General features: G+C 61.3%; 19 protein-coding genes. 8 read left to right on the forward strand and 11 right to left on the reverse strand.

What is annotated here, in order from left to right; all coding sequences use genetic code 11:
* Positions 1–117: 117 nt before the first annotated feature.
* The gene (locus KUF55_RS15950; protein WP_132359932.1) at positions 118–1,539 is read right to left on the reverse strand and encodes a sugar porter family MFS transporter; all 1,422 of its coding nucleotides are present in this window, start codon (positions 1,537–1,539) and stop codon (positions 118–120) included.
* A gap of 189 nt (positions 1,540–1,728) precedes the next feature.
* Here KUF55_RS15950 and KUF55_RS15955 point away from each other — a divergent pair, with 189 nt between their 5' ends.
* The 6 genes from KUF55_RS15955 to KUF55_RS15980 all read left to right on the forward strand — a co-directional run bounded on the left by KUF55_RS15955 (position 1,729) and on the right by KUF55_RS15980 (position 11,509).
* Positions 1,729–2,871 (forward strand): ROK family transcriptional regulator, encoded by a 1,143-nt coding sequence (locus KUF55_RS15955; protein ID WP_218817252.1) that lies wholly within the window; start codon positions 1,729–1,731, stop codon positions 2,869–2,871.
* Between the two features lie 119 nt (positions 2,872–2,990).
* Complete coding sequence (locus KUF55_RS15960) at positions 2,991–3,938, forward strand: helix-turn-helix domain-containing protein (RefSeq protein WP_218817253.1); 948 nt, start codon at positions 2,991–2,993, stop codon at positions 3,936–3,938.
* Positions 3,939–4,072: 134 nt separating this feature from the next.
* The gene (locus KUF55_RS15965; protein WP_218817254.1) at positions 4,073–5,503 is read left to right on the forward strand and encodes an aldehyde dehydrogenase family protein; all 1,431 of its coding nucleotides are present in this window, start codon (positions 4,073–4,075) and stop codon (positions 5,501–5,503) included.
* Positions 5,504–5,524: 21 nt separating this feature from the next.
* The gene (locus tag KUF55_RS15970) at positions 5,525–7,051 is read left to right on the forward strand and encodes a GMC family oxidoreductase (RefSeq protein WP_218818835.1); all 1,527 of its coding nucleotides are present in this window, start codon (positions 5,525–5,527) and stop codon (positions 7,049–7,051) included.
* Between the two features lie 143 nt (positions 7,052–7,194).
* Positions 7,195–7,464, forward strand: coding sequence for a hypothetical protein (locus KUF55_RS15975; protein WP_132359943.1), 270 nt, complete (start codon positions 7,195–7,197; stop codon positions 7,462–7,464).
* Positions 7,465–7,654: 190 nt separating this feature from the next.
* Positions 7,655–11,509, forward strand: a complete 3,855-nt coding sequence (locus KUF55_RS15980) for a choice-of-anchor I family protein (protein WP_218817255.1) — start codon at positions 7,655–7,657, stop codon at positions 11,507–11,509.
* 364 nt (positions 11,510–11,873) lie between these two features.
* Here the strand turns inward: KUF55_RS15980 and KUF55_RS15985 are convergent, their stop codons facing one another.
* The 8 genes from KUF55_RS15985 to KUF55_RS16020 form a co-directional block, all read right to left on the reverse strand.
* Entirely contained in the window at positions 11,874–12,833 is a 960-nt protein-coding gene (locus tag KUF55_RS15985; protein ID WP_255557110.1) for an HNH endonuclease family protein, read from the reverse strand.
* The gene (locus KUF55_RS18875; protein WP_255557112.1) at positions 12,826–13,689 is read right to left on the reverse strand and encodes an excalibur calcium-binding domain-containing protein; all 864 of its coding nucleotides are present in this window, start codon (positions 13,687–13,689) and stop codon (positions 12,826–12,828) included. The genes KUF55_RS15985 and KUF55_RS18875 overlap by 8 nt, the downstream gene beginning before the upstream one ends.
* Positions 13,690–13,993: 304 nt before the next feature.
* Positions 13,994–15,193, reverse strand: a complete 1,200-nt coding sequence (locus KUF55_RS15995; protein WP_218817256.1) for a hypothetical protein — start codon at positions 15,191–15,193, stop codon at positions 13,994–13,996.
* A 125-nt stretch (positions 15,194–15,318) separates the two neighbouring features.
* A complete protein-coding gene (locus tag KUF55_RS16000; protein ID WP_218817257.1) occupies positions 15,319–16,287 on the reverse strand; it encodes a hypothetical protein in 969 nt (322 codons plus the stop codon).
* A gap of 176 nt (positions 16,288–16,463) precedes the next feature.
* Positions 16,464–16,961, reverse strand: a complete 498-nt coding sequence (locus KUF55_RS16005) for an SRPBCC domain-containing protein (protein WP_218817258.1) — start codon at positions 16,959–16,961, stop codon at positions 16,464–16,466.
* Positions 16,958–17,308, reverse strand: coding sequence for a helix-turn-helix domain-containing protein (locus KUF55_RS16010; protein WP_218818837.1), 351 nt, complete (start codon positions 17,306–17,308; stop codon positions 16,958–16,960). Before KUF55_RS16010 ends, KUF55_RS16005 begins: the two co-directional genes overlap by 4 nt.
* Positions 17,309–17,689: 381 nt before the next feature.
* Positions 17,690–18,787, reverse strand: coding sequence for an alanine--glyoxylate aminotransferase family protein (locus tag KUF55_RS16015; RefSeq protein ID WP_218817259.1), 1,098 nt, complete (start codon positions 18,785–18,787; stop codon positions 17,690–17,692).
* 184 nt (positions 18,788–18,971) lie between these two features.
* Positions 18,972–19,247 carry a hypothetical protein gene (locus KUF55_RS16020; protein ID WP_132359959.1) on the reverse strand — a complete coding sequence of 92 codons (276 nt, stop codon included), beginning with the start codon at positions 19,245–19,247 and terminating at the stop codon, positions 18,972–18,974.
* A 468-nt stretch (positions 19,248–19,715) separates the two neighbouring features.
* Here KUF55_RS16020 and KUF55_RS16025 point away from each other — a divergent pair, with 468 nt between their 5' ends.
* A complete protein-coding gene (locus KUF55_RS16025; protein WP_132359961.1) occupies positions 19,716–20,261 on the forward strand; it encodes a YceI family protein in 546 nt (181 codons plus the stop codon).
* Positions 20,262–20,650: 389 nt separating this feature from the next.
* On the opposite strand, the gene KUF55_RS16030 is transcribed toward KUF55_RS16025, so the two are convergent.
* Together KUF55_RS16030 and KUF55_RS16035 are read right to left on the reverse strand one after the other, a co-directional pair.
* Positions 20,651–21,694, reverse strand: a complete 1,044-nt coding sequence (locus tag KUF55_RS16030; protein WP_218817260.1) for an LLM class flavin-dependent oxidoreductase — start codon at positions 21,692–21,694, stop codon at positions 20,651–20,653.
* Positions 21,695–21,738: 44 nt separating this feature from the next.
* Complete coding sequence (locus tag KUF55_RS16035; RefSeq protein ID WP_218817261.1) at positions 21,739–22,410, reverse strand: NADPH-dependent F420 reductase; 672 nt, start codon at positions 22,408–22,410, stop codon at positions 21,739–21,741.
* A 92-nt stretch (positions 22,411–22,502) separates the two neighbouring features.
* On the opposite strand from KUF55_RS16035, the gene KUF55_RS16040 reads away from it, so the two are divergent.
* Positions 22,503–23,018 carry a MarR family winged helix-turn-helix transcriptional regulator gene (locus KUF55_RS16040; protein ID WP_255557113.1) on the forward strand — a complete coding sequence of 172 codons (516 nt, stop codon included), beginning with the start codon at positions 22,503–22,505 and terminating at the stop codon, positions 23,016–23,018.
* Positions 23,019–23,027 lie beyond the last annotated feature (9 nt).

A 23,027-nucleotide genomic window follows, 5' to 3' on the forward strand; every position in this document is an offset into this window, starting at 1 on the left:
ACGGCTTGGTACCGACGGGAAAAGATAAATCGCTCCGTACCCGTGGCCTTTGAGGGGCACCGGGTACGGAGCGATTTTTGATCGGTGGTGAGTGCCAGCCCAGGGATCTTAGCTAGATCAGAGTGTCATGTCTTCGAGCTGGCGCCCGTTGGTCTCGCGCACCATCCGCCAGACAAAGAGGAACGAGAGCAACGCGAATCCGGCGTAGATGCCGTAGGCAAGCTGCAGGCCCAGGTCCGCGAGTGTCGGGAAGGTCGTGCTGACCACGAAGTTGGCGATCCATTGTGCCGCGGCACCGATTCCCAGGGCGAGCGCGCGGATGTTGTTGGGGAACATTTCGCCGAGCAATACCCAGACGACCGGACCCCAGCTGGCGCCAAAGCCGATCACAAACAGGTTCGCTGCGATCAGGGCAATCATGCCCCAGGAGCCCGGGAGGCTCACTTCTCCGTTGACGGTCACCGATTGGGCGAAGGCCACGGCCATGGTTCCAAGTGACAGGGTCATCATGCCGGAGCCGATGAGCAGCAGCAGTTTGCGGCCCAGCACATCAACCAGCGAGATCGCCACGATGGTTGCCACGATGTTCGTGACCGAGGTGATCACGGAGATCATGAAGGAGTCAGATTCCTGGAATCCGACAGACTTCCACATGGTGGTCGAGTAGTAGAAGATCACGTTGATGCCCACGAGCTGCTGGAAGATCGAGAGCAGGATGCCGATCCAGACCAGCTTCTTGAAGCCGAATTTGCCTCCAAAGAGGTCGGCAAAGCGTTGGCGCCGTTCCAGGTTAACCGTCGCCCTGATTTCGGCGATCTTGTTCTCCGTGGATTCTCCCGGAGTCATTCCCACCATGTTGATGAGCACCTGGCGGGCGCCCTCGTCATCGTTTTTCTCCACGAGGTAGCGCGGTGACTCGGGCAACCGAGAGGCCAGGATGCCGTAGACGACGGCCGGTACCAGCCCGGAGAGGAACATCCAGCGCCACGCTTCAAGGCCCAGCCACGCACTCTGGGATGCTCCACCGGCCAGCCAAGCGATCATGGCCGAGATGAGGAAGGCGAGGAAGATGCCGATGACCAGCGCGAGCTGCTGCAGGGTGGCCAGGCGACCACGCTGTTTTGAGGGAGCGATTTCGGCAATGTAGGCGGGTGCGATCACCGAGGCAAAACCCACGCCGATGCCGCCGATAAGCCGCCACCAGATCAGGTCCCACACGCCGAAGGCGAGTCCACAGCCCAAGGCACTGGCAGCAAGCAGGACACTTGCCACGAGCATGGTGCGCACGCGGCCAAAGCGTTGTGAACACACGCCGGCAAACCAAGCACCCAGTGCGGCTCCCAACAGAGCGCATGAAACGGTGAAGCCCAGCATGACCGAACTCAGCGAGAACTGCTCACGCACCGCATCAACCGTTCCGTTGATGATCGCGCTGTCGTAACCGAAGAGGAAGCCGCCCAGCGCCGCGGTTAAGGCCATGGCGATGAGCCGAGGCGTCACCCGCCCGTCGTTCTGAACCACAGGAGTATTTCGCGTCATCTCAGGCACCGATTCCCACTCGAGAGTGACCGCGGGTTACTTGCGGCAGTTCATGGCTTCGAAACACGCTGAGATCTCCTTTGATTCATTAGTAAGACTCAATTAGTAAAGGAGCCTAAACATAGCGTTATCCAGCATATGGCACTACGGTAGGAATCCGAAAGACCTCCTACCCAAAGGAACAATCGCATGATCACCGCAGCCGCCTCCGGAACCCCCGACAGGCCCCTGCCGCAGAGTCTTGCCATCGGAACCGACCGACGCTTCTTGGACCAACTGCTCCGCAACGGCCCCAGCTCGCGCACCGCCATTGCCGCTGCCACCGGACTCTCGCGCCCCACCGCTTCGGAGGCCGCCGCGCGCTTGTCAGAGACCGGATTACTACGAATTATCCAAACCCCGCCAAGCAATAAACGGGGCAGGATACCGGAGATTTACGATCTGGATCCCGCCTACGGACACACGCTTTCACTGGCTGCCGCGGCCGGCCAAACCCGAGTCCAAACCCATGACTTGCGCGGCACGCTGCTTCACGACACCAGTGCGGATCTGCCACATTCGATCACCCCAGCCGAGTTTGATTCAACCCTGCGCGAGCTCATCAGCACCGCGGTGAGTACCACCGGATCCCCGTGTCTTGCGGCGACGGCGTCGCAGGGCAACCCGGTAGACCCCTTGTCCCAGCGTCCGGTGGTGCTACCGGCCTCGGCCTTCCCGGAAGGCCGAGGGGACGTCGGCGCACTGCTCCGGACTTTTTGCGATGGACCGGTGCGACTGGATAACGACGTTAACTGGGCAACCCTGGCCGAACAGCGCATGGGTGTCGCCCGCGGAATTGATGAGCTCATCAATGTTTATCTGGGACCCGGTATTGGCGCAGGATTGGTCATGTCCGGCATGGTTCAGCGCGGCCGGCATGGTGCCGCCGGAGAGCTGAGCTACCTGCGCTCGGGCGGACGCACGTTGATCAGCCAGCTGCTGGACCACGGCGTGGCTGCCCCCGGCACCGATAGGTTGGACGTCCCGGGGTGCCTTGCACTTTTTGCCACCACACCGGCGCCGCACAATGCCGAACTTTTTGTTGCCGCAGTCGCCCAGCAAATCAGCAACATTGCTGCGATCACCGACCCTCAGGCCCTGGTGCTCAGCGGCCCGATCGCGAATAATCCCCCCTTCATTCGGATGCTCAGCCAGGCCCTGAAACCGCTCCTTGTTAATGCCGATCTTCAGGTGCTGCCCAGTGCACTAGGCGCCGATGCTCCGTTGATCGGTGCCAGCTTGGCAGCTCGGGATCTGGCCGAAGAGCACTTCTGGAGCGGCTACCGCTGCTAAATCTGCGCGTCCGCGCGCACCTGGACGCCGACTAGCCCTCCCCCACCGAAATGACCGTGCAGTAGGCTAGCGGCGAGGGAACGACGGTGCTCCCTCGATCAGTTATCAGGGGGCGAATCATGTACACGTTCGAGCAAGCCGATTCATTCGCCGAATGGCGCCGACTGATCTCCTCCACCTTTGTGCCCTTGGATGCAGAGCAGGTGCGCAGCGGCTCCTTCTCCGGTCGCCTGGGCGGACGGCAGCTCAACGACGTTGGCATCATGCGCATCGAGGCCAACCCACAGACCGTTCTGCGCTCCCCGGCCCTGATCAAGGCCGGAAACGGCGTGGGCCACTACAAGCTCAGCCTTCAGCTCAAGGGCCATGGGCTGCTGCTCCAAGATGGCCGCGAAGCGGTCTTGGCACCGGGGGATGTTGCCATCTATGACACCCAGCGTCCGTACACGCTGAACTTCGAGGAGGACTTCGAAACCCTTGTGCTGATGTTCCCGCAACACTTACTGGGGCTTTCCCCGCAGGACGTTTCCGAACTCACCGCACGCTCCATGGGACGCGATAACCTTCTGGCCCAGGCAATTTCCCCCTTTGTGGTGTCCATTGCCGACCAACTTCCGGGATTGCGCAGCCCCATTGGACACCGCCTCGCAATGAACATCGTTGACCTGCTCTCCACCCTGCTGGCCGATGAAATCCATGCACAGCCTCTTTCCGGGTCCGATAACCATGCCCGGATGTTGCGGCGCATCCAGCACCATATTCAGGCCCAGCTGGCCGACCCCTATCTGGCCCCGGATACGATCGCGGCGGCACACCACATTGCCACGCGCACGCTGCACAAGATTTTCGCCGAATCCTCGCTGACGGTCAGCGGGTGGATCCGCGAACGCAGGCTCGAGGCCGCACGCCGCGACCTGGCCGACCCGCTGCGCTCCCACCTTCCGGTGCGGGAAATCGGCGCCCGCTGGGGACTGCTGGATCCGGCACATTTCAGCAGGATCTTCCGTGCGGCATTCGGCACCTCTCCCACGCAATATCGTCGCCTACAAGAGCAGTCCGGATCATAATTTGCGCCCCACCGATGATCCAAAGGGGGCGCTGGGGAACAAGAACCGTACGGGCAAAGACAAGCCACTGACATGTGGCCTGAGACACACTGAGATAAGAGCCTTATTTCCCCAGTCCTCAGGAGTGCCCGATCATGACCACCCAAATCACTTCCAGCTTTGCCACCGATGCAGAACTGCTCACCGCCATCACACCGAATTCCGGCGGCCGGGAGATTTTTGACCCCGCGACCGGTACCCTCGTGGGGCTGGCCCCGGAACACACCACTGCCGATCTGAACACGGCCATCAGCGCGGCCCGCGCCGCGCAGCCCGGATGGGCAGCGCGTTCCCACGCCGAACGCAGTGAACTGCTGAACAAGGCAGCGGACGCGGTGGAAGCCAGCGCCGAGGCGCTGGCGGTACTGCTCTCGCGCGAACAGGGCAAGCCGCTGAACGGACCCAATGCCCGCTTTGAGGTCGGCGCCTGCGCCGCTTGGCTGCGCACCACCGCCGGTTTTGAACTTGAGCCCGAGGTGTTGGTTGATGATGAGGGCGGGAAGGCCGAGCTGCATTACCGCCCGCTGGGTGTTGTCGGGGCCATCGGCCCGTGGAACTGGCCCATGATGATCTCGGTCTGGCAACTGGCACCGGCGCTGCGGATGGGCAATACCGTGGTGCTCAAGCCCTCGGAATATACTCCCCTTTCGGTGCTCGCCCTGGTGCACGTCATCAATTCGGTACTGCCGAAGGATCTATTGCACGTCATTTCCGGCGGACGCGATGTGGGTGAGGCCATCAGCACGCACGCCGATATCAACAAGATCATGTTCACCGGCTCCACGGCCACCGGCAAGGCCATCATCCGCTCCTCCGCCGATTCGGTGAAGCGACTCACCCTGGAACTCGGCGGAAACGACGCCGGCATCGTCCTGCCGGACGCGGATGTGAAGGCCATCATCACCGATGTCTTCTGGGGCGCCTTCATCAACACCGGCCAGACCTGCGCGGCACTCAAACGCCTCTACGTGCATGAGGATATTTATGAGGAGCTCTGCACGGCGCTGACCGAGGTGGCCACCGCCATGCCCATGGGCGTGGGACTGGATGAGGCCAATGTGCTGGGCCCGCTGCAGAACCAGGCGCAGTACAACATCGTCGCTTCTCTGGTTCAAGCCGCGGTGGATTCCGGGGCCCGAGTGCTCACCGGTGCCAACCCGGTGGAAGATCAGCCCGGATTCTTCTACCCCACCACGCTGATCGCCGATATCGATAACAACAACCCACTGGTGACCCAGGAACAATTCGGGCCGGCACTGCCCATCATCAAATACTCCAATATTGACGATGCGGTGGCCATGGCCAATGGGCTCGAGGTGGGATTGGGCGCCTCGGTGTGGTCACGCGATAAGGATGCCGCACGCGCGGTTGCCGCCCGCATCGAAGCCGGCACCGTATGGATCAATAAGCACGGCGCGGTAGATCCAAGGGTTCCCTTCGGCGGCGCAAAGTCCTCGGGCTACGGTCTGGAATTCGGCGTGGAGGGCCTCAAGCACCTGGGCCAGCCACAGGTCATCAGCTACTAGCAAGACGGGGAGATCATGACCATGGAACGTGATTACATCATCGTTGGTGCGGGGTCAGCAGGAAACGTGATGGCCCGCCGCTTACTGGATGCCGGAGCTCGCGTCACGGTGGTGGAGGCCGGAGACTTTGATACCAATCCCGACATCACCCACCTCTATACCCTTGGGTCACTGTGGCACAGTGCCCAGGACTGGAACTACTACACTACCGAACAGGCCGGCGCCTCCAACCGCCGCCTGCATCTACCGCGCGGCAAGGTCATGGGCGGGTCCCACGCGCTGAACGCCACCATCTGGGTACGCGGTGACAAATGGGACTTTGATACCTGGGAGAAGGAAGGCTGCGCCGGTTGGGGTTGGGAGGACGTGCTGCCGGTATATCAGTCGATAGAAAACTTTGATGGCGGAGCCTCCAGCACTCGCGGTGATTCCGGACTCTTGGATGTGAGTGAGAATTTTTCGCGCAATCCGATTCAGGAAGACATGCTGGCCGGTGCCATAGAAACCGGGATCCCGTTTAACGCCGATTACAACTCCGGGAGCGTTGAAGGAGTCTCCCGCATGCAGCTTAATGTGCGTGATGGGCTGCGCTTTAACACCTGGCACGCCTACCTCAAACCCGTAGTGGATCATCCAAACCTCACGCTGCTCACCAACGCCCTGGTGCGCCGACTGATCATCGAGGACGGGGCCGTCCGCGGAATCGAGTTTGAGCACGCCGGCGAGCGCAAAACCCTGCGCGCCGCCGAGACGGTGCTGGCCGCAGGTGCCATCAACTCCCCCGAGCTTCTCTTGCGCTCCGGCATTGGGCCGCGGGCCGAACTAGATGAACTGGGCATCACCGCGGTGCACGATCTGCCCGGGGTGGGGAAGAACCTGCAGGACCATCTGCTCTCCCCGGTCATCTACACCACCGGCACCGCGGAGGTACCGCTCGGTGATGTCGCCCCGGCCGAGGTTCACTTCTTCGCCAAGAGCCACGAGGATCTTCAGGTCCCCGATACGCAGCCGCTGTTCTTCTCGGTCCCCATGTATTCCCAGGACTACGGACCGGGCGAGATGACGGGTCCGAATAACGGCTTCTCCCTGCTTGGTGGTCTGGTGCGCCCGGCCAGCCGCGGGCAGATCACGCTTTCGGGTCCCGGCGAGGATGATCCGCTCCTGATCGATCTGGGCGCCCTGCGCGAACAGGCGGACGTTGACGCACTGGTGGCATCGGTACGTCAGTGCCGGGAGATCGGCCGCTCTCGGGCGCTCGCCGGTTGGGCTCCTACCGAAATCTATCCGGGCCCCGAGGTCAAGGACGAGGATCTGGAACAGTACGTTCGCGATTCGGTGGTCACCTATCACCACCAGGTCGGCACCTGCAAGATGGGTGTGGACGAGCTGGCGGTGGTGGACCCGGTGTCCTTCGCCGTCCATGGCCTGAGCGGACTTCGCATTGCCGATGCCTCCATCATGCCGTTGGTCCCCACGGGCAATACCAATGCCCCCTCGGTGATGATTGGCGAGCGTGCGGCAGCGGCACTGATCGCCGCCGGACACTAGGTAGTCGCAGGTGGGTGAGGAATCGTGAACATCAATCCCTCACCCACCCTTCCGTGATGTTTTGTCCATGGGTAGTCCCTGACATGCTTTTGGGTAAAGAATGCGAAATACTGGGCATTCACAATCACGAAGGCGAGCCCCACATGAGCAACCTCCAACAAGACGCCGATGGCAACGTTCGCATGCGTGCCATCTACCCCAAGGGTGTACGGGTGAATGTCATCTTTACCGATGGCACACAGGAAGAATTCACCGGCCAGCGCCTGAATGAACTGCGCGAGGCAGCCAATGCTGCCTTCCGGCTGGCCAACTCCCTAGATGCCAAGGGCTTCGACCGCAACAAGGGCAAACCGGTGGCCCGCAACAAGATCGTCGAATTTGTGCCGATCCGCCCGGGCATGTCCACGCGCTAGCCCGGCACACCGCGGTGAATTGTGCCGGGGCTTGAACCACCCCGGCGCTACACATCACCTGCCGCCTTCTTTTCGCACGCGCGGCGCCCCCTCCCGTTGTGTGGTGTTCACCAGTTAGAAACCTTTCAACGATAGACATCTAGGGTCACCATTCCCTGATCACTCGCTATCCGTTGGGACACCTCTGCTTATGCCTCGATCCACCCGGCCATTTGGTCGCCTCACCCGTGCGTCGGCGGCCGTTGCCGCCCTCGCGGTTGCCGGTTCCGCGTTTTATTCCACCGGCGCCGTCGCAGATATCGTCCCCGATCCGATGTCCCATTCGTCGAAGGGAGCCGGGCTGAAGCTCAATGCGATCGGCTCCTACGAAACAGGGACCTTCGACAAATCCGCGGCCGAGATCGTCACCTACCACGCCGCCAGCAAGCGCCTGTTTGTGGTCAACGCGCAGGCCGGATCCGTCGACGTCCTGGACATTGCCGATCCGACCAAGCCCACCAAGCTCTACTCCATCGCCGGCGTGGGCGTGGCTAACTCGGTCGCTGTACGTCCCGACGGGCTAGGCGTCATTGCCCTGGAAGCGACCAACAAGACGGCTCCGGGATCATTACTCTTCTTTGATGCCAATGCATCGAGCGCATCGACGCTGGGCAGCATCACGGTCGGAGCGCTGCCGGACATGGTCTCCATCTCCAAGGACGGCAACTACGCCGTGGTGGCCAACGAGGGCGAGCCAGCGGACGATTTCTCTTCGGACCCCGAGGGCTCGATCAGCGTTGTCGCTCTGCCGACCACGCTCAAGGCCCCCGCGCAGTCGGCAGTCAAGACCGCGAAATTCCACGAATTTGAGGCCGGCGGATCCAAGAAACTGGCCAAGGGGGTCAGGGTCTTTGGCCCCACCCCACACGGGGACGACAAGCCCGTCTCACGCAACCTCGAGCCCGAGTACATCGCGATCGACGGCAACACCGCCTATGCGGCACTGCAAGAGGCCAACGCGGTGGCCGAAATCGATCTGCCCAGCGCAACGGTCACCACCATTCGCCCGCTGGGTCTGAAGGACCATTCGATCTCCGGGCAGGGGCTAGACGCCTCCGACAAGGATGAGGCAGTCGACATCCGGACCTTTGATGGTCTCAAGGGTGCCTACATGCCCGACGGCATAAATGCCTACACCGTTGGCGCCACCACGTATTTGGTCACCGCCAACGAGGGTGATGCTCGCGAGTGGGGCGATTACACCGAAGGCGCCCGAGTTAAAGATCTCGGCGCCGACGGGCTGGCTCCCATCTGCGAGGACAGCCCAGCTGCTGCACTGAATGGAAGTGGCGATCTTGGCCGCCTAAACGTCAGTACGGCTTCGGGCCTGAACGCGGATGGTAGCTGCTACGAAGAATTGGTCGCCTTCGGTTCGCGCTCGTTCTCCATCTGGAGCACCGACGGCAAACAGGTTTTTGATTCGGGAAATGATTTCGAGAAAATCACCGCCGCAGCCAATCCCGAGTTCTTCAATTCAAACCACTCCGAATCGAACCTCGAGGGGCGCAGTGACGACAAGGGCCCGGAGCCCGAGAATCTGACCCTGGGCACCATCGGGGAAAAGACCTACGCCTTTGTTGGTCTCGAACGAGTCGGCGGGGTCATGGTCTATGACGTCACCAATCCAAAGTCCGCCTCCTTTGTCACCTACCTCAACAACCGCGACTTCTCCCAGTCGGTCGAGGACGGCGGAGATCTCGCCACGGCCGGCGACTTGGGCCCCGAGGGCCTGGCCTTTATCCCCGCCGAGGGCTCTCCCACCGGAGTCCCCATGCTCGCGGTCGGTAATGAAGTATCGGGCACCACCACCCTCTTCGCCATCTCCGGCGACGCGGTTCCGACCCCAGCGCCGAAGACCACGAGCATCAAGATCCTGGGCATCAACGACTTCCACGGCCGCATCGAGGCCAACGGCACCGAGGCCGGTGCAGCGGTCCTCGGTGGAGCGGTGGCGGAACTGAAGGAAGAGAACCCGAACACGCTTCTCGTCTCGGCGGGCGATAACATCGGCGCCTCGACCTTCACCTCGTTCTCCCAGCAGGACAACCCGACCATTGACGCCCTCGGCGCGGCGGGCCTGGATGTTTCGGTCGTGGGCAACCATGAATTCGACGCGGGCTTCGAGGACCTCCGCTCACGCGTCATCCCACGCTTCGCCAAGTCCACCGGTTATGACGGCGCCGACTACGCACTCGCGGCCAACGTCTATAAGTCGGGTACCAAAACTGCGGTCCTGCGCGAATATGCCATCCGCGAGGTTGACGGGGTGAAGGTCGGATTCATCGGCACCATTACCGAATCCACCGCAGCCATGGTCTCCCCCGCAGGAATCAAAGACATCGAATTCGGCGATCAGCTCGAGGCCGCGAACCGCGTCGCCGAGCAGCTCACCGATGGCAAGGACTCCAACGGTGAGGCAGACGCCATCGTGCTGCTGACTCACGACGGATCGGCAGTTGATAGCTGCGAAGCCATCGCCACCGAAAAGACCACCTATGGCGAACTGGTGCGCAAGGCTTCTCCCAAGATCCAGGCGATCTTCTCCGGCCACACCCACCAGAGCTACGACTGTGCCTTCCCCGTCAAGGGCTGGGAAGCGGGCCTTGAACGCCCCGTCATCCAGAGTCACCAATACGGCACCACGCTCGGCGCCCTGGAACTGGAAATTGACCCGGAAACCAAGGACGTGGTGTCCCTTCAGACCGAGCTGCTTCCGCTGACCACCACCGACGAAACGAGTGAAGAAACGACCGCGAACTACCCGGCCCTACCGAGCGTCAGCAAGATCGTGGAGAAGGCCTCGGCCGCGGCAGAGGTTGCCGGTGAGGTGCAGGTCGGCGAGATCAGCGCAGATATCCTCCGCGGTGGCACCGACGGCTCGGACCGCGGTGTCGAATCAACACTCGGTAACCTGGTGGCGGACATGCACTTGTGGTCCACCTCGAACGATTCCTTCGGCGGCGAAAAGGCCGATATTGGCATCATGAACCCCGGCGGTCTGCGCGCGGACCTGCTCTTCGGCAAGGACGGCATCGTCAGTTACAAGGCCGCCGCGGGAGTTCAGCCCTTCGGCAATACGCTGGTGACCAAGGAGCTGACCGGCGCGCAGCTCAAGGAAATTTTGGAAGAGCAATGGCAGCCGGCGGGATCTTCACGTCCCAAGTTGCACCTGGGTATCTCCGCGAATCTTTCCTACACCTACGACCCCGACGCCCCGCGCGGAGAACACATCACCGGTGTGTTGTTTAAGGGTGAAGAGGTTACCAAGGGTCAGGTCTTCCGCGTCGCTGCCAACTCGTTCCTGGCCGAAGGTGGGGATAACTTCACCACCTTCGCCAAGGGAACCAACGTCGCCGACAGCGGCCAGATCGACCTGGTTGCCGCGGTGGAGTACTTCAAGGCGCACCCCACCGTGGATCCAGCGCCGCTGGGTCGCGCCGTGGTGGCAGGCACCGGCTGGGCAAAAGTCGTATTGGAGAACAACACCGTCAAACAGGGCGAAACCCTGAAGGCGGACGTTTCCGGCCTTGACGAGGGAACGCAGATCACAGCGGTCCTGCATTCGGACCCGATCGAGGCACTGGATATCCCCGCAGCCAATGCCGAGGGCGAGACCTCCTTCGAGATCGAGGTTCCGGCCGACTTTACGACCGGCACCCACACGTTGTTGGTCTCGACCGAGGGCAAAGAGGACATCGCGCTGGATGTCGAGGTTGCAGCGGTGTCGGCACCAATCCAGACGCCGGCGCCGAATGAGTCCCCGGCGCCGAGTGAAGCACCCGAGTTAGGCGGCGAGGAACAAGTTCCAAGCCAAAGTCCCGCACCCGTTGCGCCTCAGGCCAACGACGGCGGCAACACACCGGAGGCAGCACCCCAGCCAAACGGTGATCTCGCCAGCACCGGGGCCACTGTCGGCACCATTGCCGGGGCCGGCATACTGCTGATGGCAGTGGGCGGGTTCCTGCTCTGGCGCCGCCACCGCGCATCGGTGAGCGACACCAAGTAATACCAAGCACCAACCACAAGCGTCCTGGCTTCCCTACAAGGGAAGCCAGGACGTTTGTCTTTGGCTGGTGCACCGATCGACGCACTGCTCAGCTATTGGACGTCTCAGGTTCTTGACTCGCCGCCTCCGAAAGCTCAACGGGATCGGTTCCGCCCTCTCTGGCCTCTTTGACCCGCGGGTCTTTGGGCACCTCGCCGTGCGGTGGGCGATCGTAGAAGTTTTTGTAGCGTTCGTCCTCATGATGGTTGTTGCCCATCGGCTGCCTCCCGAGAAGGGTTCTAATACCTCAACCGTGGCACCAGTTCAGGCTCTTGGCAACAGTCACCCAAAGGAGGATTCGAGGCTATCGGACCAGACGACTGCACTAGCTACCGGGAATCGTTTGGTTCGGGCATTGAGTAGTAATGATCCGCTTGATGCCGGCATGTTCGGCCTTGGTCATCCACAATCCGTGCTTGGCCTTAACCGCGGTCTGGCGTGCAACATAGGAGCAACGGAATGACTTGTTCGGTGGAAGCCAACTGGCCGCATCCGAATCGCCCTTGGACGCATTTGACGGGCCGTCGACCGCCAAGAGGTTCAGCGGATCGTTGGCAAAGTCCACTCGCTGGTCCTCGGTCATCCTTTGCGCACCCTTTTGCCAAGCATCGGACAGGGCAACCACGTGGTCGATTTGGACCTCGGTGCTGGTCCCCTGGCCGCGCACGAAATCAATCCGCTGTCCGGTGAACGGGTCGGAAAGGACTCCGCTGGTGACGACGCAGCCGTACGTTCCAGGCTTCACGGTGATCGCGTCTAGGTCCCGGCGCAGCATATCGTTGCGGGCATCGCAGCCGTTGCGGTCCGGATCCTTCCAGCCGCTGCCGAACAGGCTTCGCTCGTAGCCAGTTTTTGGTGCCCGTCCCTTGATGGGGATTTCGGCCAGCTGGTGCAAGGTCGTTCCCTGCTTCGCATTCGAAGCATCACCCGTCTCGGACGGTGTGGCGGGGGCCGTCAATGCCGGCGAAGTACTCCTGGACGGTTCGACCGTCGCAGGTGTTTCTTCCGACGCGACTTCGGGCACCGGTTCGGCCGCGGTCGGCGTTGGCTCGGGCGTTGGAGTCTCGGACCATATCACCAGGGGTTCGGCGGTAGGAGCCTCGGACCAGATGACGGGAGCAGCAACGGCGGGCGTCTCCACCCCGGTTCCCGCGCAGGACGTCAGCGCTAGGCCCAATGCCAGCACCATGGCCGATAGTGCACCGCGGGATCCAAGCCTGTAGCGGGGTATCTGGCTCGCTACAGGCTTGGATCCCGCGGGTTCCGATCTATCGTTTTTACTCACAGGCGACGCCGTCGCCGTCACGGTCTAGTTTGCGGCTGTAGCCGGGATCGCCACTGTAGATCGGGTCAGCTCCGGCGCTCCGTACCGCTGTGCAGTTCGCGTAATAGGTGTTGTTGTTGGTGAATGTCTGGATCTTGGGCTTTGCCGCTTCCTGTTCCTCGCGGGCTTCTTGGGCGGCGCGTGCCGATGCTGCTTCCTGTTCACGGGCCTTGGCCGCCTGCGCGTCCGCGGCCTTGCGCTCGGCCTTGGCCTCGGCAGCGGCTTCTGCCTTCTTGGCCTTAGCGGCTGCCTCTGCCTTCGCTGCTGCAGCTTCTTCCTTCTGCTTAGCTTCGGCGGCGGCTTCAGCCTTCTTGGCGGCGGCTTCCTTCGCCTTGACCGCTGCCGCCTCTTCCGATTTCTTTTTGGCCTCGGCAGCCTTCGTGGCCTCGACTTCACGGGCTGCCGCTAGATCTGCCTCGGCACGATCATGAGTGTCTTGGTCGACCCAGAGAAGGGTGCCCGTTGAATCCTCGTCGCAATAGTTGTTGGCAGCAGCCTGCGTCATGACCTGATAATCGAATTCACAAGGCTGGCCCACAAAGCTGGCGAGATCGCTCGGCAGGGTTTCGGCCACGGCAGGTTCCTCAAGCGATGTCTCCGGACTGCCTGTCCCCTCCGTTCCGCTCAGCGCGCCCCCGGCAAAGGTCAGGACCAACGCCGCTCCCGCGACACCGGCGCCAATCTTGCGGTTAGGGATTCTTGCCCATTTGATGCCGTTGGCCAGCAACGCCACGAGGCCAAGAATCAAGGCAACGATCCCCACAAGGATCATCAATCCCGGCAGCGCACCGGAGAGGACCAACAAAATGAGGGCCACCGCAGCAATCCCCCACCAAATCCAGCGTTTGCTTATGCGCCTCTTCGAAGGCGCTGAATTACTATCCCAAGTCATGATTTCCCCAAAGCTTCAACTAATCCAACCAATAGAGCAAACCATAGCCACTATTACCGCATTGGTCACTTCTTACCTCACCGCGCCAAGACTTACCTCGCCCAACTCCGGGTTGACAGCAATGTATGCCATGAGACGCGCATCGATTGTGACTTCGCTTCGTTAAAAAGCGGCAGGCGGGAGCGCACACGATGTGCGCTCCCGCCTGCGAGAGAGTTGACTGGCGCCCTTAGCGGACCACTCGCTCAAATCCGGCACTGCCGGCACCCGTCCACCGGTACAACTCCAGGGTGGCTGCCTCCTGCTTGTGGCCGCTGGAGTAATCGTCGAAGTCCCGCGCCACGTAGAAGTAGCCATGGCCGACCGGTTCGATACCGACATCCGCTTTGAACTCCCAGCCGAAGATGCCGGTGGCCGGATCCGGGATCCCGGCCTGGAGCAGCGGCATCAGCAGCCCGGATTCGTTTCCGGGCTGTCCCTCTAGGACGCCTTCGGCCGGGGCAACGGTGCCGTCCACGACGTAGAGGGTGCGGTTGGGGAAGTCCGATTTGGAACCGCGGTAGACCCCGAGATACCAGTTCTTGGTGTGTTCGTCGTAGGCAAGGTTCTGCACACCGAAATTGGTGTTTCCGGTGTGGATAAAGTACTTTTCATCCACGCTGGCGGGACCGGAGGTGTGTGGGTCATCCTGGGTCAGGGGACGTGCGAGTTTGCCCCAGGTGGACACGTCATATTGGAGGATGACCTGATGATTGTTGTCGTCCCGATCGAGGTTGCGGTAAATCCCGTAGGCCACCATCAACTGCTGCTTGCTGGTGGCGGAGCCGAACGCAGGGCCAAAGGATACGCCGTCGATGCCGCTTGAACCGTATCGGTGATCGGCAGTGTTGGCGGTGTCGCCATCAAAAACTCCATTGCCGTCCAGGTCTGCGGTGAAGTCCTCGGCCACTTCCTCCAGATGCACGGCCGTGACGATGCCTGAGTCCTCGGCATGCATGCCGACAGCGGTAATCCTCTTGACGTCGAAGATTGCGATGTAGAAGGACTTGGCCGCTTTGTATTCAAGTGAACCGTAGACCTGGCCATCACGTGTGTTGAAGTCCAGGTCCCCGAGATGTCCGGTGAATCCCTCGACGGTGCCAATGACGTGGCCGGACAAGTCCGTTTTCACCAACATGTTGGTGAAGGAGTGGTAGACGAAGCCGCCCTTTTCATCGATAGCGATGCCCTGGATGTGCCCAGCATCCCAGGATCCGGATTCGATGATCTGCGGGTATCCGTCAACTGCTTTCTCGGGCGCCGCGTGCACGGGAAGTTTCTGCTGATCATCGGAGCCGGCGGCAAACGCCGCGCCGGGGCTGCCGACTCCGGCGAGCAAGCCGATGGCAATAGCCAGTGACGCGGTGGTGAGCAACGGTTTTTTGGGCATGGTTCGGATGTCCTTAGGTGCGATGGGGCAGACGCGGTTCGGTTTCCCCAACGCCCGCAGGTTCACCACCTTGCTATGCCGAACCCAACGGTTCCCCAGCGCGGCGTTAATTCTTCACGAACGTCTCACGTCGGGCCCGGTGCGGTTTCGGACTTATCCGGGACATCGGTCGGCACGCCCGCCCAGCGCAACACCCGCAGGGCCCGCAGCGTGTTCCAGCGGCTCGCTTCACCCTCCGGAGCGTCAACGTCAAAATAGGTGTCTCCGGGCCAAGTGATCCCGGAAACCCAGCGTCCGTCCGCGCTTCGCTTGGCAAGTAGCGCCGCAACCGCCGGTTCCAAGCGCGGATCGAATGTGCCTCCGGCGTCCCGGAAGTAGTCAAGGGCGCGCAGCACATCGTAAAACCAGTACGGCGGGAAGGAGAAATTCAGGTAGCGTCCCTCGGCCACCGCCCCGGTGCTCAGCCGCTTAAAGCCCGAGCGCTTGAGCAGGTACTCCTCGCCGCGTTTCCGGGACTCGGCGAGCGCCGCCGGCACGTTCCCCACCGCGCGTTCGTGCTCGAGCAATCCCTCAAGCACACAGAGGGTGGTGTCGAAGGACGAGACGTTGGAGGAATCGGGGGCTTCACAGTTCCATCCACCGTCCGGCAATTGTTCGGTCAGTAGCCGCGCGATGATCCGCTCGCTACCCTCCCCGAGCATCCCAAAGTAGGCGCTCTGGGCTAGGACGCCGCCGTTGATGCACGGCTCGACCTCGCCGTGAAAGTAGGGAAGGTTGTCCCAGTACTTCCAGATGACCGATCCGTGCACGCTCTGCACCGCGGTGTGCACCGTTGGATCCGAGGGACCAGCACCTAGGCGGCGCAGCAGCGCGAGCGACCAGAAAACCGATTTGCGGCTTTGGTCCTCGCCGTATTCGTCGTTGCCCCAGTAGCCGCCCGGATCCTGCAGCGCCAGCAGCCGCGCGCCGAAGCCCGCGACGGCCACGCGCTCCCGTTCCCGGGTTACCTCGGTTTCCGGTGCATCAAGCAGATCGCGAAGTACCTGCCAGCGGATGGATGGATCGGAGTCAAGCAGCCAGTCGACAATGTCCATTCCCCCATTGTTGTCTGCCGGGCTTCGGGGTACCAGTGGCAGGAGAAAATATTCCTTGCTGGTGAATCTGTCCCATGTCGAGGCGCCAAACAACCACAACTGTCGGCGGGGCGCATTAGGGGCGGGGCCATGTCGGCCCCGCCTCTATCTCTTGACGTTCCTTGTCGCGGCAAGATTTACCGGACTGAGGTCTCGGCGAGGATCGCATCGATCTGCCCGGCGGCCTCGCGCATACCCTCTTCCATGCCCATCTTGATCATTTCCTCAAGCTGTTCGGCACTTTCGAACGAGGACACCGTTCTCATGCGGGTGGTCCCGTCCCGCTCCTCAAGACTCACCACGCATTGCGTGATGCCCAGGAATCCACTCGGCTCCCCGTCATCCCCGGCGAACCCATCCTGAAACTCAAAGCCGTTGGGTGGATCCACGGAGACGATCTTCCACCAGCCGCGGGCCTTCTCACCATCTGGTCCGCTCATGTAATACCTACACTCCCCGCCCTCGACAAGTTCGTGGCGGACAAAGGTGGCGGGCCAAGTCGGCGGACCCCACCACCGCTCGAGCTGGCGCGGGTCTGCCCAGATCTGCCAGATACGCTCCTTCTTCGCCGCGAATTCGGCAACAAGAGTGAGGGTGAGGTTTTCCGGGTCGGTTTGAACGCTGATGACGCTCATGGTTTTACTCCTTTGAGTTCTTCGGAGAGAAGGTCTCCGATCCTGCCAACGCGTTGCCGCCAGATGCCCTCATAGGCCTCCAGCAGCCGGGTGGCACGGCGCAGGGATTCGGGGTTCCCGTGCACGATTTGCTCCCTTCCGCGTCGCTCCTTGGTGATCAGCGTTGCCCTTTCGAGCACCGCCACGTGCTTTTGCACGGCTGCGAAGCTCATGTCATAGCGCTTCGCCAACTCGGAGACCGATTGCTCCCGGAGCATCGCCTGCTTGATGATGTCGCGCCGGGTCGCATCCGCCATGGCCTGGAAGATGCGGTCGATCTCGGTTTCGCTCAATTCATATACAACCATTTGGTTGTAGGTTACTGCGGCGGTGAACCCGATGCAATAGTTCTTAGGGGAATTTCTGTCATTCGTCTGTTTGATCCGCGAATGTGTTCCGCCACGGGCCATTGGCACTGCTCTGCTCAAGACGCTCCGGCAGGCCTTCGTCGCCGCGTTTTCCACGACCTACACCAGAGATCACGGGTGACATTCGTCGTCACGATCACGGATCTGACATTGTTCAACATCCACGTGGCCGCCGGGGGGGCATCCTTATCGACTACGTGGATTCCCGCCCGCCGGACCGGCGCGACCATGCCACCACGACGCAACCCGAGGGGTTCGCTGAAGTCCTAGGCCAGGAGGTTCAAACATTTTCACTGAACGGCAGACCAGCGATACTTAGCACTACGCCTTCGCGATGGCTTCCTTCAGTGCCGTCAGGATCAGCGCCACCGAGGTCGGGTTGGCATTGGGACCCATCAGTCCGATGCGCCAGACGGTGCTCGCATACTTGCCCACGCCGCCACCGATCTCGATGTTGAAGCGTTCAAGCAGGTAGCCGCGCACCTTGGCAGAGTCGACTCCCTCGGGGACGTACACCGTGGTCAACTGCGCAAGTCGGTGGCCCTCGGCTGCAAAGAGCCGCAGTCCCATCCCTTCGAGTCCGTCCTGCAGCGCCTTACCGGCTGCCTGATGACGGAGGGTGACAGCGTCCAGTCCTTCGGCCAAGATCCGATCGATGCCGGCCTCCAGTGAGGCCACCATCCCAACCGGTGCGGTGTGGTGGTAGGTGCGCCCGCCTCCGGTTCCCCCGGTGGTGTACCCGCCAAGCAGGCCCAGATCAAGGTACCAAGATTGTGGCTTTTCGATGCGACGATCGAAGGCGCGGTCCGAGATCGTGAACGGGGCAAGACCAGGAGCCACACCGATGCACTTCTGCGTTCCGGCGTACCCCACGTCGATCCCCCACTCGTCGGCCAGGACGGGCATGCCGCCGATCGAGGTGACGGCGTCGACGATCAGTAGCGCGTCGCCCTTGATGGATCCGAGGGCCGCGATGTCAGAAACGACGCCGGTGCTGGTTTCTGCATGCACGGCGGCAATCACCGTCGGGTTCGGGTGCGCGTCGGCAACCCGCTGAGCGTCGACAGGTGTCCCATATTCGTGGTCCACCCGAACCACCTCGGCGCCGGCGCGCGACGCAACGTCGCACATACGCTCGCCAAAAAGACCGTTGACGGCGATCACCGCGACATCTCCGGCTTTCACGGTATTAACGAAGGCTGCTTCCATGCCCGCCGAACCGGTGGCGCTGAGCGGCAACGTACGTGAGTTCTTGGTTCCCCAGAGAGTGCGCAACCCCTCGGCCGTTCGATCCATGCGGGCGATAAACAGCGGATCAAGGTGCCCCAGTAGTGGCAGACCCAGTGCCGCGGTAGCTTCCGGGTAAGGGTTGCATGGTCCGGGGCCGAAGAGGTGCCGTGCCGTTACGATCTGGGTCAAGGTGATCTCGCATTTCTCGGGACAAAAATCTGGATGATGGGGAGCCAGCCATACCGCCCGTGCTGGTCTCGGGATAAGTAGGTCCGAACGTTTCGCCGATCCTCGAGTCCGGTGCGTCAAGATCTCTCGGGATCTTGGATGATCCGCTGTTCCGTTGACAATCCGTTATCGCCGGAACGCGAGATCAGGCTGCCTTAAGCACCCAGTCCGCCGAATCGTCGCCCAATGACATCAGGCGACGAGCTTCCTTCAGCGCCTCGGAAGAGTCTTTTTTGTCCAGCTGGGCCAGCAGGAGCAAGTTCGCGATCCGCTGCTCCCGGCGGCTTCGAGCCGTTTCACGCGCCATCTCAATCATGGCCAAGACTCGGGCATGCGCGCGGCGCCCACGCGCCTCTGGGCTCGAGTCATCGGTGTCAGTTTTACTCAGCACATCGAGTGCTTCGGCAATTACGTCGTTCATATCCTGCCTTCCGTTTGGCCTTCAGCTTCACATCATCGTGATGCCTATCACCATGTCACTCTCGTAGCAAGCTTAGCCGCGACGGGGCATCGAAGCAGAATCGTCGCTGGCCGCACCGGGAACCTTGAGGTCACTCGGACGCGCCAAGCGGTCGATCCCGCGTAGTCATCAATCCCCAGCAAGGCCATCGGTGCCGGGCGCGCCGAAAGCGCTTGCGAGCACCAAAGTGGGCGAGCGTTGAGAACCCCACTGCCTGGACTCGATGCACCACTTGGCCAGCCGGCCGCGCAATGCGTTCATCGCCAATTCACATCCGCTTCCGCGTGGCTTGGTCAACGCGTGGAATATTGAGAAATGTTGCATCGCCAAAAATAATGGTTGACACGTCAATCAACCTGTGACATATTTATATTCATAAGCATGCAAACCGGTTGAACACACCGGCTTCCCTCACTAAGGAGTTTTCCCATGAGCATTGAAATCACCCCCGGCACCTGGACCCTCGACACCTCGCACAGCGAAGTTGGCTTCACCGTTCGCCACGCAGGAATCTCCAAGGTCCGCGGCGCTTTCACCGCGGTTGAAGGAACGCTGACCGTAGGCGAATCGATCGAAGGCTCCAAGGTCGAAGCAACCGTCAAGACCGAATCCTTCGATTCCAACGACGACAACCGCGACGCTCACGTCAAGGGTGCCGACTTCTTCAACGTCGAGCAGTACCCGGAAATGACCTTCGTTTCCACCGGTGTTGCCGGCTCCCCCGAAGATTTCAAGCTCGAAGGCAACCTGACCATCAAGGAAACCACCAAGCCGGTTACCTTCAAGGTTGAGTTCGGCGGCGTAGCCGTTGATCCGTTCGGCGCAACCCGCGCAGGATTCTCCGCCACCACGCAGATTTCCCGCAAGGAATTCGGCATCACCTGGAACGCTGCCCTCGAAGCCGGCGGCGTCCTGGTTGGCGACAAGGTCACCATCAACATCGATTCGGCCTTCGTGCTCGCAGCACAGAGCTAAGCACCTCCGAATTTTACTGAAGCATCGTCCACCTGTGGTGGGCGATGCTTTAGTCGTTAAAGGCACCGCCGAGTCTCCGCCACAGCTTCGACATTTCACGCCATCCGGTGCCGCAACCCTTTACCACCTGCTCAGCGGAACTCCCGAAGTGAACACCTCAGCCCCGTGCAGACTTCCGGTCAACGCCAAGAGTCTCGGTGCGTTGAGGTGCACCCGAACTCGACCGATGCTGGTCGACCACTGCTCTCAGTGGCATGAGGCCCCTTGGCACCAAACCGAAGCTGGCATAAGAGTCTGGGCACAAATTAGCAGTCGGGTTGACCATTATTCATGGTCAACCCGACTGCTGGTTAATGAAATTTACCGCTCCGAGCGAGAGGGCGCGAGAGTTACTTATGTGCCAGGAGACGCTCAACTCGGGGCTTGACCTCGGTCGCTAGCAGGCTAATGGATTCCAGCAGGTGTTCCTGAGGGATCCCGCCGATATCCGTCTGCAAGAAGTGACGCATGTGTCCCATGTACCCATGCAGATGGACAATGCGCTCGGCTACCTCATCGGGTGAGCCCACGTAATATGCCCCGGGAGCCTGCGCTTGCGCGTCGTAGGCCCGCTTATCCGGAGCCGGCCACCCGCGCAGCTTACCCATCTCTACATTCAGGTTGCGCCATCCCGGGTAGAAGCGCTCGAGTGCTTCTTTTTTGGTCGGAGCAACAAGCCCGAGTGCCGCGACCGACACCTTCAGCGTTTCGGTCGCATGACCCGCTGCAGCTCCAGCGCGTCGATACAACTCGGCCAGCGGAGCAAAACGGTGGGGCTCTCCCCCGATAATTCCGTAGGACACCGGCAATCCCAGTTTTCCCGCACGCGCCGAGGAACTGGCATTGCCGCCGGTGGCAATCCACAGTGGCAATTTTCCGGCAACTGGGCGCGGGACCACGGCGAGGGCGTCAATGTTGGGACGCTTGGTGCCGGACCAGGAAACCGCCTCGCTGCCCGCGTTGTTAATCGTCATCAGCAGGTCAAGCTTTTCCGTATACAGATCGTCGTACTCGCCCAGATCGTAGCCAAAGAGTGGGAACGTCTCGACGGAGGATCCTCGCCCGGCAGTGATCTCGATGCGCCCACCACCGGAAATTGCGTCAGCGGTGGCAAACTGCTGAAAAATGCGGACCGGATCATCGGTGCTGATGATGCTCGCGGCACTACCCAAAACGATGTTGCTGGTGGCAGCGGAGGCAGCGGCAATTAGTGCTCCCGGGGACGACGCAGGCATAGTTGCCGTGTGGTGCTCCCCGACCCCAAAGTAATCCAATCCAACCGCGTCCGCATGGACGATGGCAGCAAAGAGATTTTGAATAGCCTCGGTAGTGGATCGAAGCGATCCGTCCGCGTTGCGTTGGGTGTCACCAAAACTGTAGGCACCGATTTCCATGGGGCAGTCCTTATGTTTACGTCAGAGTGTGTGAAGGAAGGCGGTTAGACCGCGACAAGACCAGTCTTAAGCGAGCGGGAAAACTCGGCACCGGTGAAGCTACCGTTGAAGATCCGGGTACCAGGTTCGAAGAATTTTCCGCTGGCGAGATCACCGGTATCGATGGCATCAAAGCCCACTGTGTCTAGGAACCGAGCAACGCGCTCCTTGGCACCGACGTCATCCCCGGCGACGCCCAAGGCGCGACGGCTGGGTGATCCGGAAACAGCTGCGTCGGGTTCCATCTCGTGGTAACCGATGTGGTTGAAGGATTTTACAACGTGCGATCCCGACAGATAAGCGGCCACTACCTCGCTAGAGGACAGCTCGGTGTTTTCGAAGTCGGCGATATCGCCGTCCGTCGCCGCCCAGTAATTCATGGCGTCAATGACCGTTCGCCCGCTCAGGGCCTCGGCACTCAGTGACTTGTACTTATGCAGTGGGATTGCCACAACCACCAAATCCGCAGTGGCCGCTTCGAATGCCTCAACGGCGATCGCACCGGGGGTGACGATCTCGATGATCAACTCATTTTCAGCGGCGGGCTTCGATGTGGCGACCTTGACCCGATAACCGGCGGCGACCGCCAGTCGGGCAATGGCCGTACCCACGCGGCCAGCACCCAAGATGCCAATGGTCTCTTGGGACACGCCCTGCACCGAATCGCCGTTATCCATGTTCACTGCCTTCCGAAAATTTATGTTGTATTACAGACTATATTCTCAACAGATCATCTGTGCAACTCCATAACTTCGGGTAAGATGTAGCCATGGCCCCATCGGAACTTGCAGCTGTCTCATTCGAGAAACCCTTACCTGGATTCATCCCCGGCGACCTTGCCTGGCACTTGGGTATGATCCTGCGCGGACATCAAACCCTCTTTGCCGAGGCTGTGGCGGAAATGCCGTGCTCGGTGCGTGGCTACCAGATGCTCTCCACCGTGGTGCATCACGATCCAGCCAACCAGCAGGCCCTCGGAGCTCATCTGGGTATTGACCGCACGGTGCTGACCTATTTGCTGGACGATCTGGTCACCGCCGGACTGGTCGAGCGCATTCCCGCACCCACAGATCGCCGTGCCCGGAAAATTGTTGCCACGGCGCAGGGCCTAGAGGTGCTCAAGAAGATGGAGGCTCGCGTGGCCGCCGCAGAGCAGACGCTACTGACCGGGCTCGACGCGAGAGAAAGCGCTCAGCTTGCGGGGCTCATTTCTAAGCTCTCCATGGCCGTTCATGGCGCGCAGCCCGGAGCCAACCCCTGCGAAGCGATGGATCATCTCGGCTGAGTGCCGGTG

The organism is Paeniglutamicibacter sp. Y32M11 (assembly GCF_019285735.1).
In the GTDB taxonomy this organism is placed as follows: domain Bacteria; phylum Actinomycetota; class Actinomycetes; order Actinomycetales; family Micrococcaceae; genus Paeniglutamicibacter.

Coding starts and splice junctions, on each gene's coding strand:
- KUF55_RS15950 (WP_132359932.1), bottom strand. CDS start 1,539: ATGACGCGAAATACTCCTGTGGTTCAGAACGACGGGCGGGTGACGCCT.
- KUF55_RS15955 (WP_218817252.1), top strand. CDS start 1,729: ATGATCACCGCAGCCGCCTCCGGAACCCCCGACAGGCCCCTGCCGCAG.
- KUF55_RS15960 (WP_218817253.1), top strand. CDS start 2,991: ATGTACACGTTCGAGCAAGCCGATTCATTCGCCGAATGGCGCCGACTG.
- KUF55_RS15965 (WP_218817254.1), top strand. CDS start 4,073: ATGACCACCCAAATCACTTCCAGCTTTGCCACCGATGCAGAACTGCTC.
- KUF55_RS15970 (WP_218818835.1), top strand. CDS start 5,525: ATGGAACGTGATTACATCATCGTTGGTGCGGGGTCAGCAGGAAACGTG.
- KUF55_RS15975 (WP_132359943.1), top strand. CDS start 7,195: ATGAGCAACCTCCAACAAGACGCCGATGGCAACGTTCGCATGCGTGCC.
- KUF55_RS15980 (WP_218817255.1), top strand. CDS start 7,655: ATGCCTCGATCCACCCGGCCATTTGGTCGCCTCACCCGTGCGTCGGCG.
- KUF55_RS15995 (WP_218817256.1), bottom strand. CDS start 15,193: ATGCCCAAAAAACCGTTGCTCACCACCGCGTCACTGGCTATTGCCATC.
- KUF55_RS16000 (WP_218817257.1), bottom strand. CDS start 16,287: ATGGACATTGTCGACTGGCTGCTTGACTCCGATCCATCCATCCGCTGG.
- KUF55_RS16005 (WP_218817258.1), bottom strand. CDS start 16,961: ATGAGCGTCATCAGCGTTCAAACCGACCCGGAAAACCTCACCCTCACT.
- KUF55_RS16010 (WP_218818837.1), bottom strand. CDS start 17,308: ATGGTTGTATATGAATTGAGCGAAACCGAGATCGACCGCATCTTCCAG.
- KUF55_RS16020 (WP_132359959.1), bottom strand. CDS start 19,247: ATGAACGACGTAATTGCCGAAGCACTCGATGTGCTGAGTAAAACTGAC.
- KUF55_RS16025 (WP_132359961.1), top strand. CDS start 19,716: ATGAGCATTGAAATCACCCCCGGCACCTGGACCCTCGACACCTCGCAC.
- KUF55_RS16030 (WP_218817260.1), bottom strand. CDS start 21,694: ATGGAAATCGGTGCCTACAGTTTTGGTGACACCCAACGCAACGCGGAC.
- KUF55_RS16035 (WP_218817261.1), bottom strand. CDS start 22,410: ATGGATAACGGCGATTCGGTGCAGGGCGTGTCCCAAGAGACCATTGGC.
- KUF55_RS16040 (WP_255557113.1), top strand. CDS start 22,503: ATGGCCCCATCGGAACTTGCAGCTGTCTCATTCGAGAAACCCTTACCT.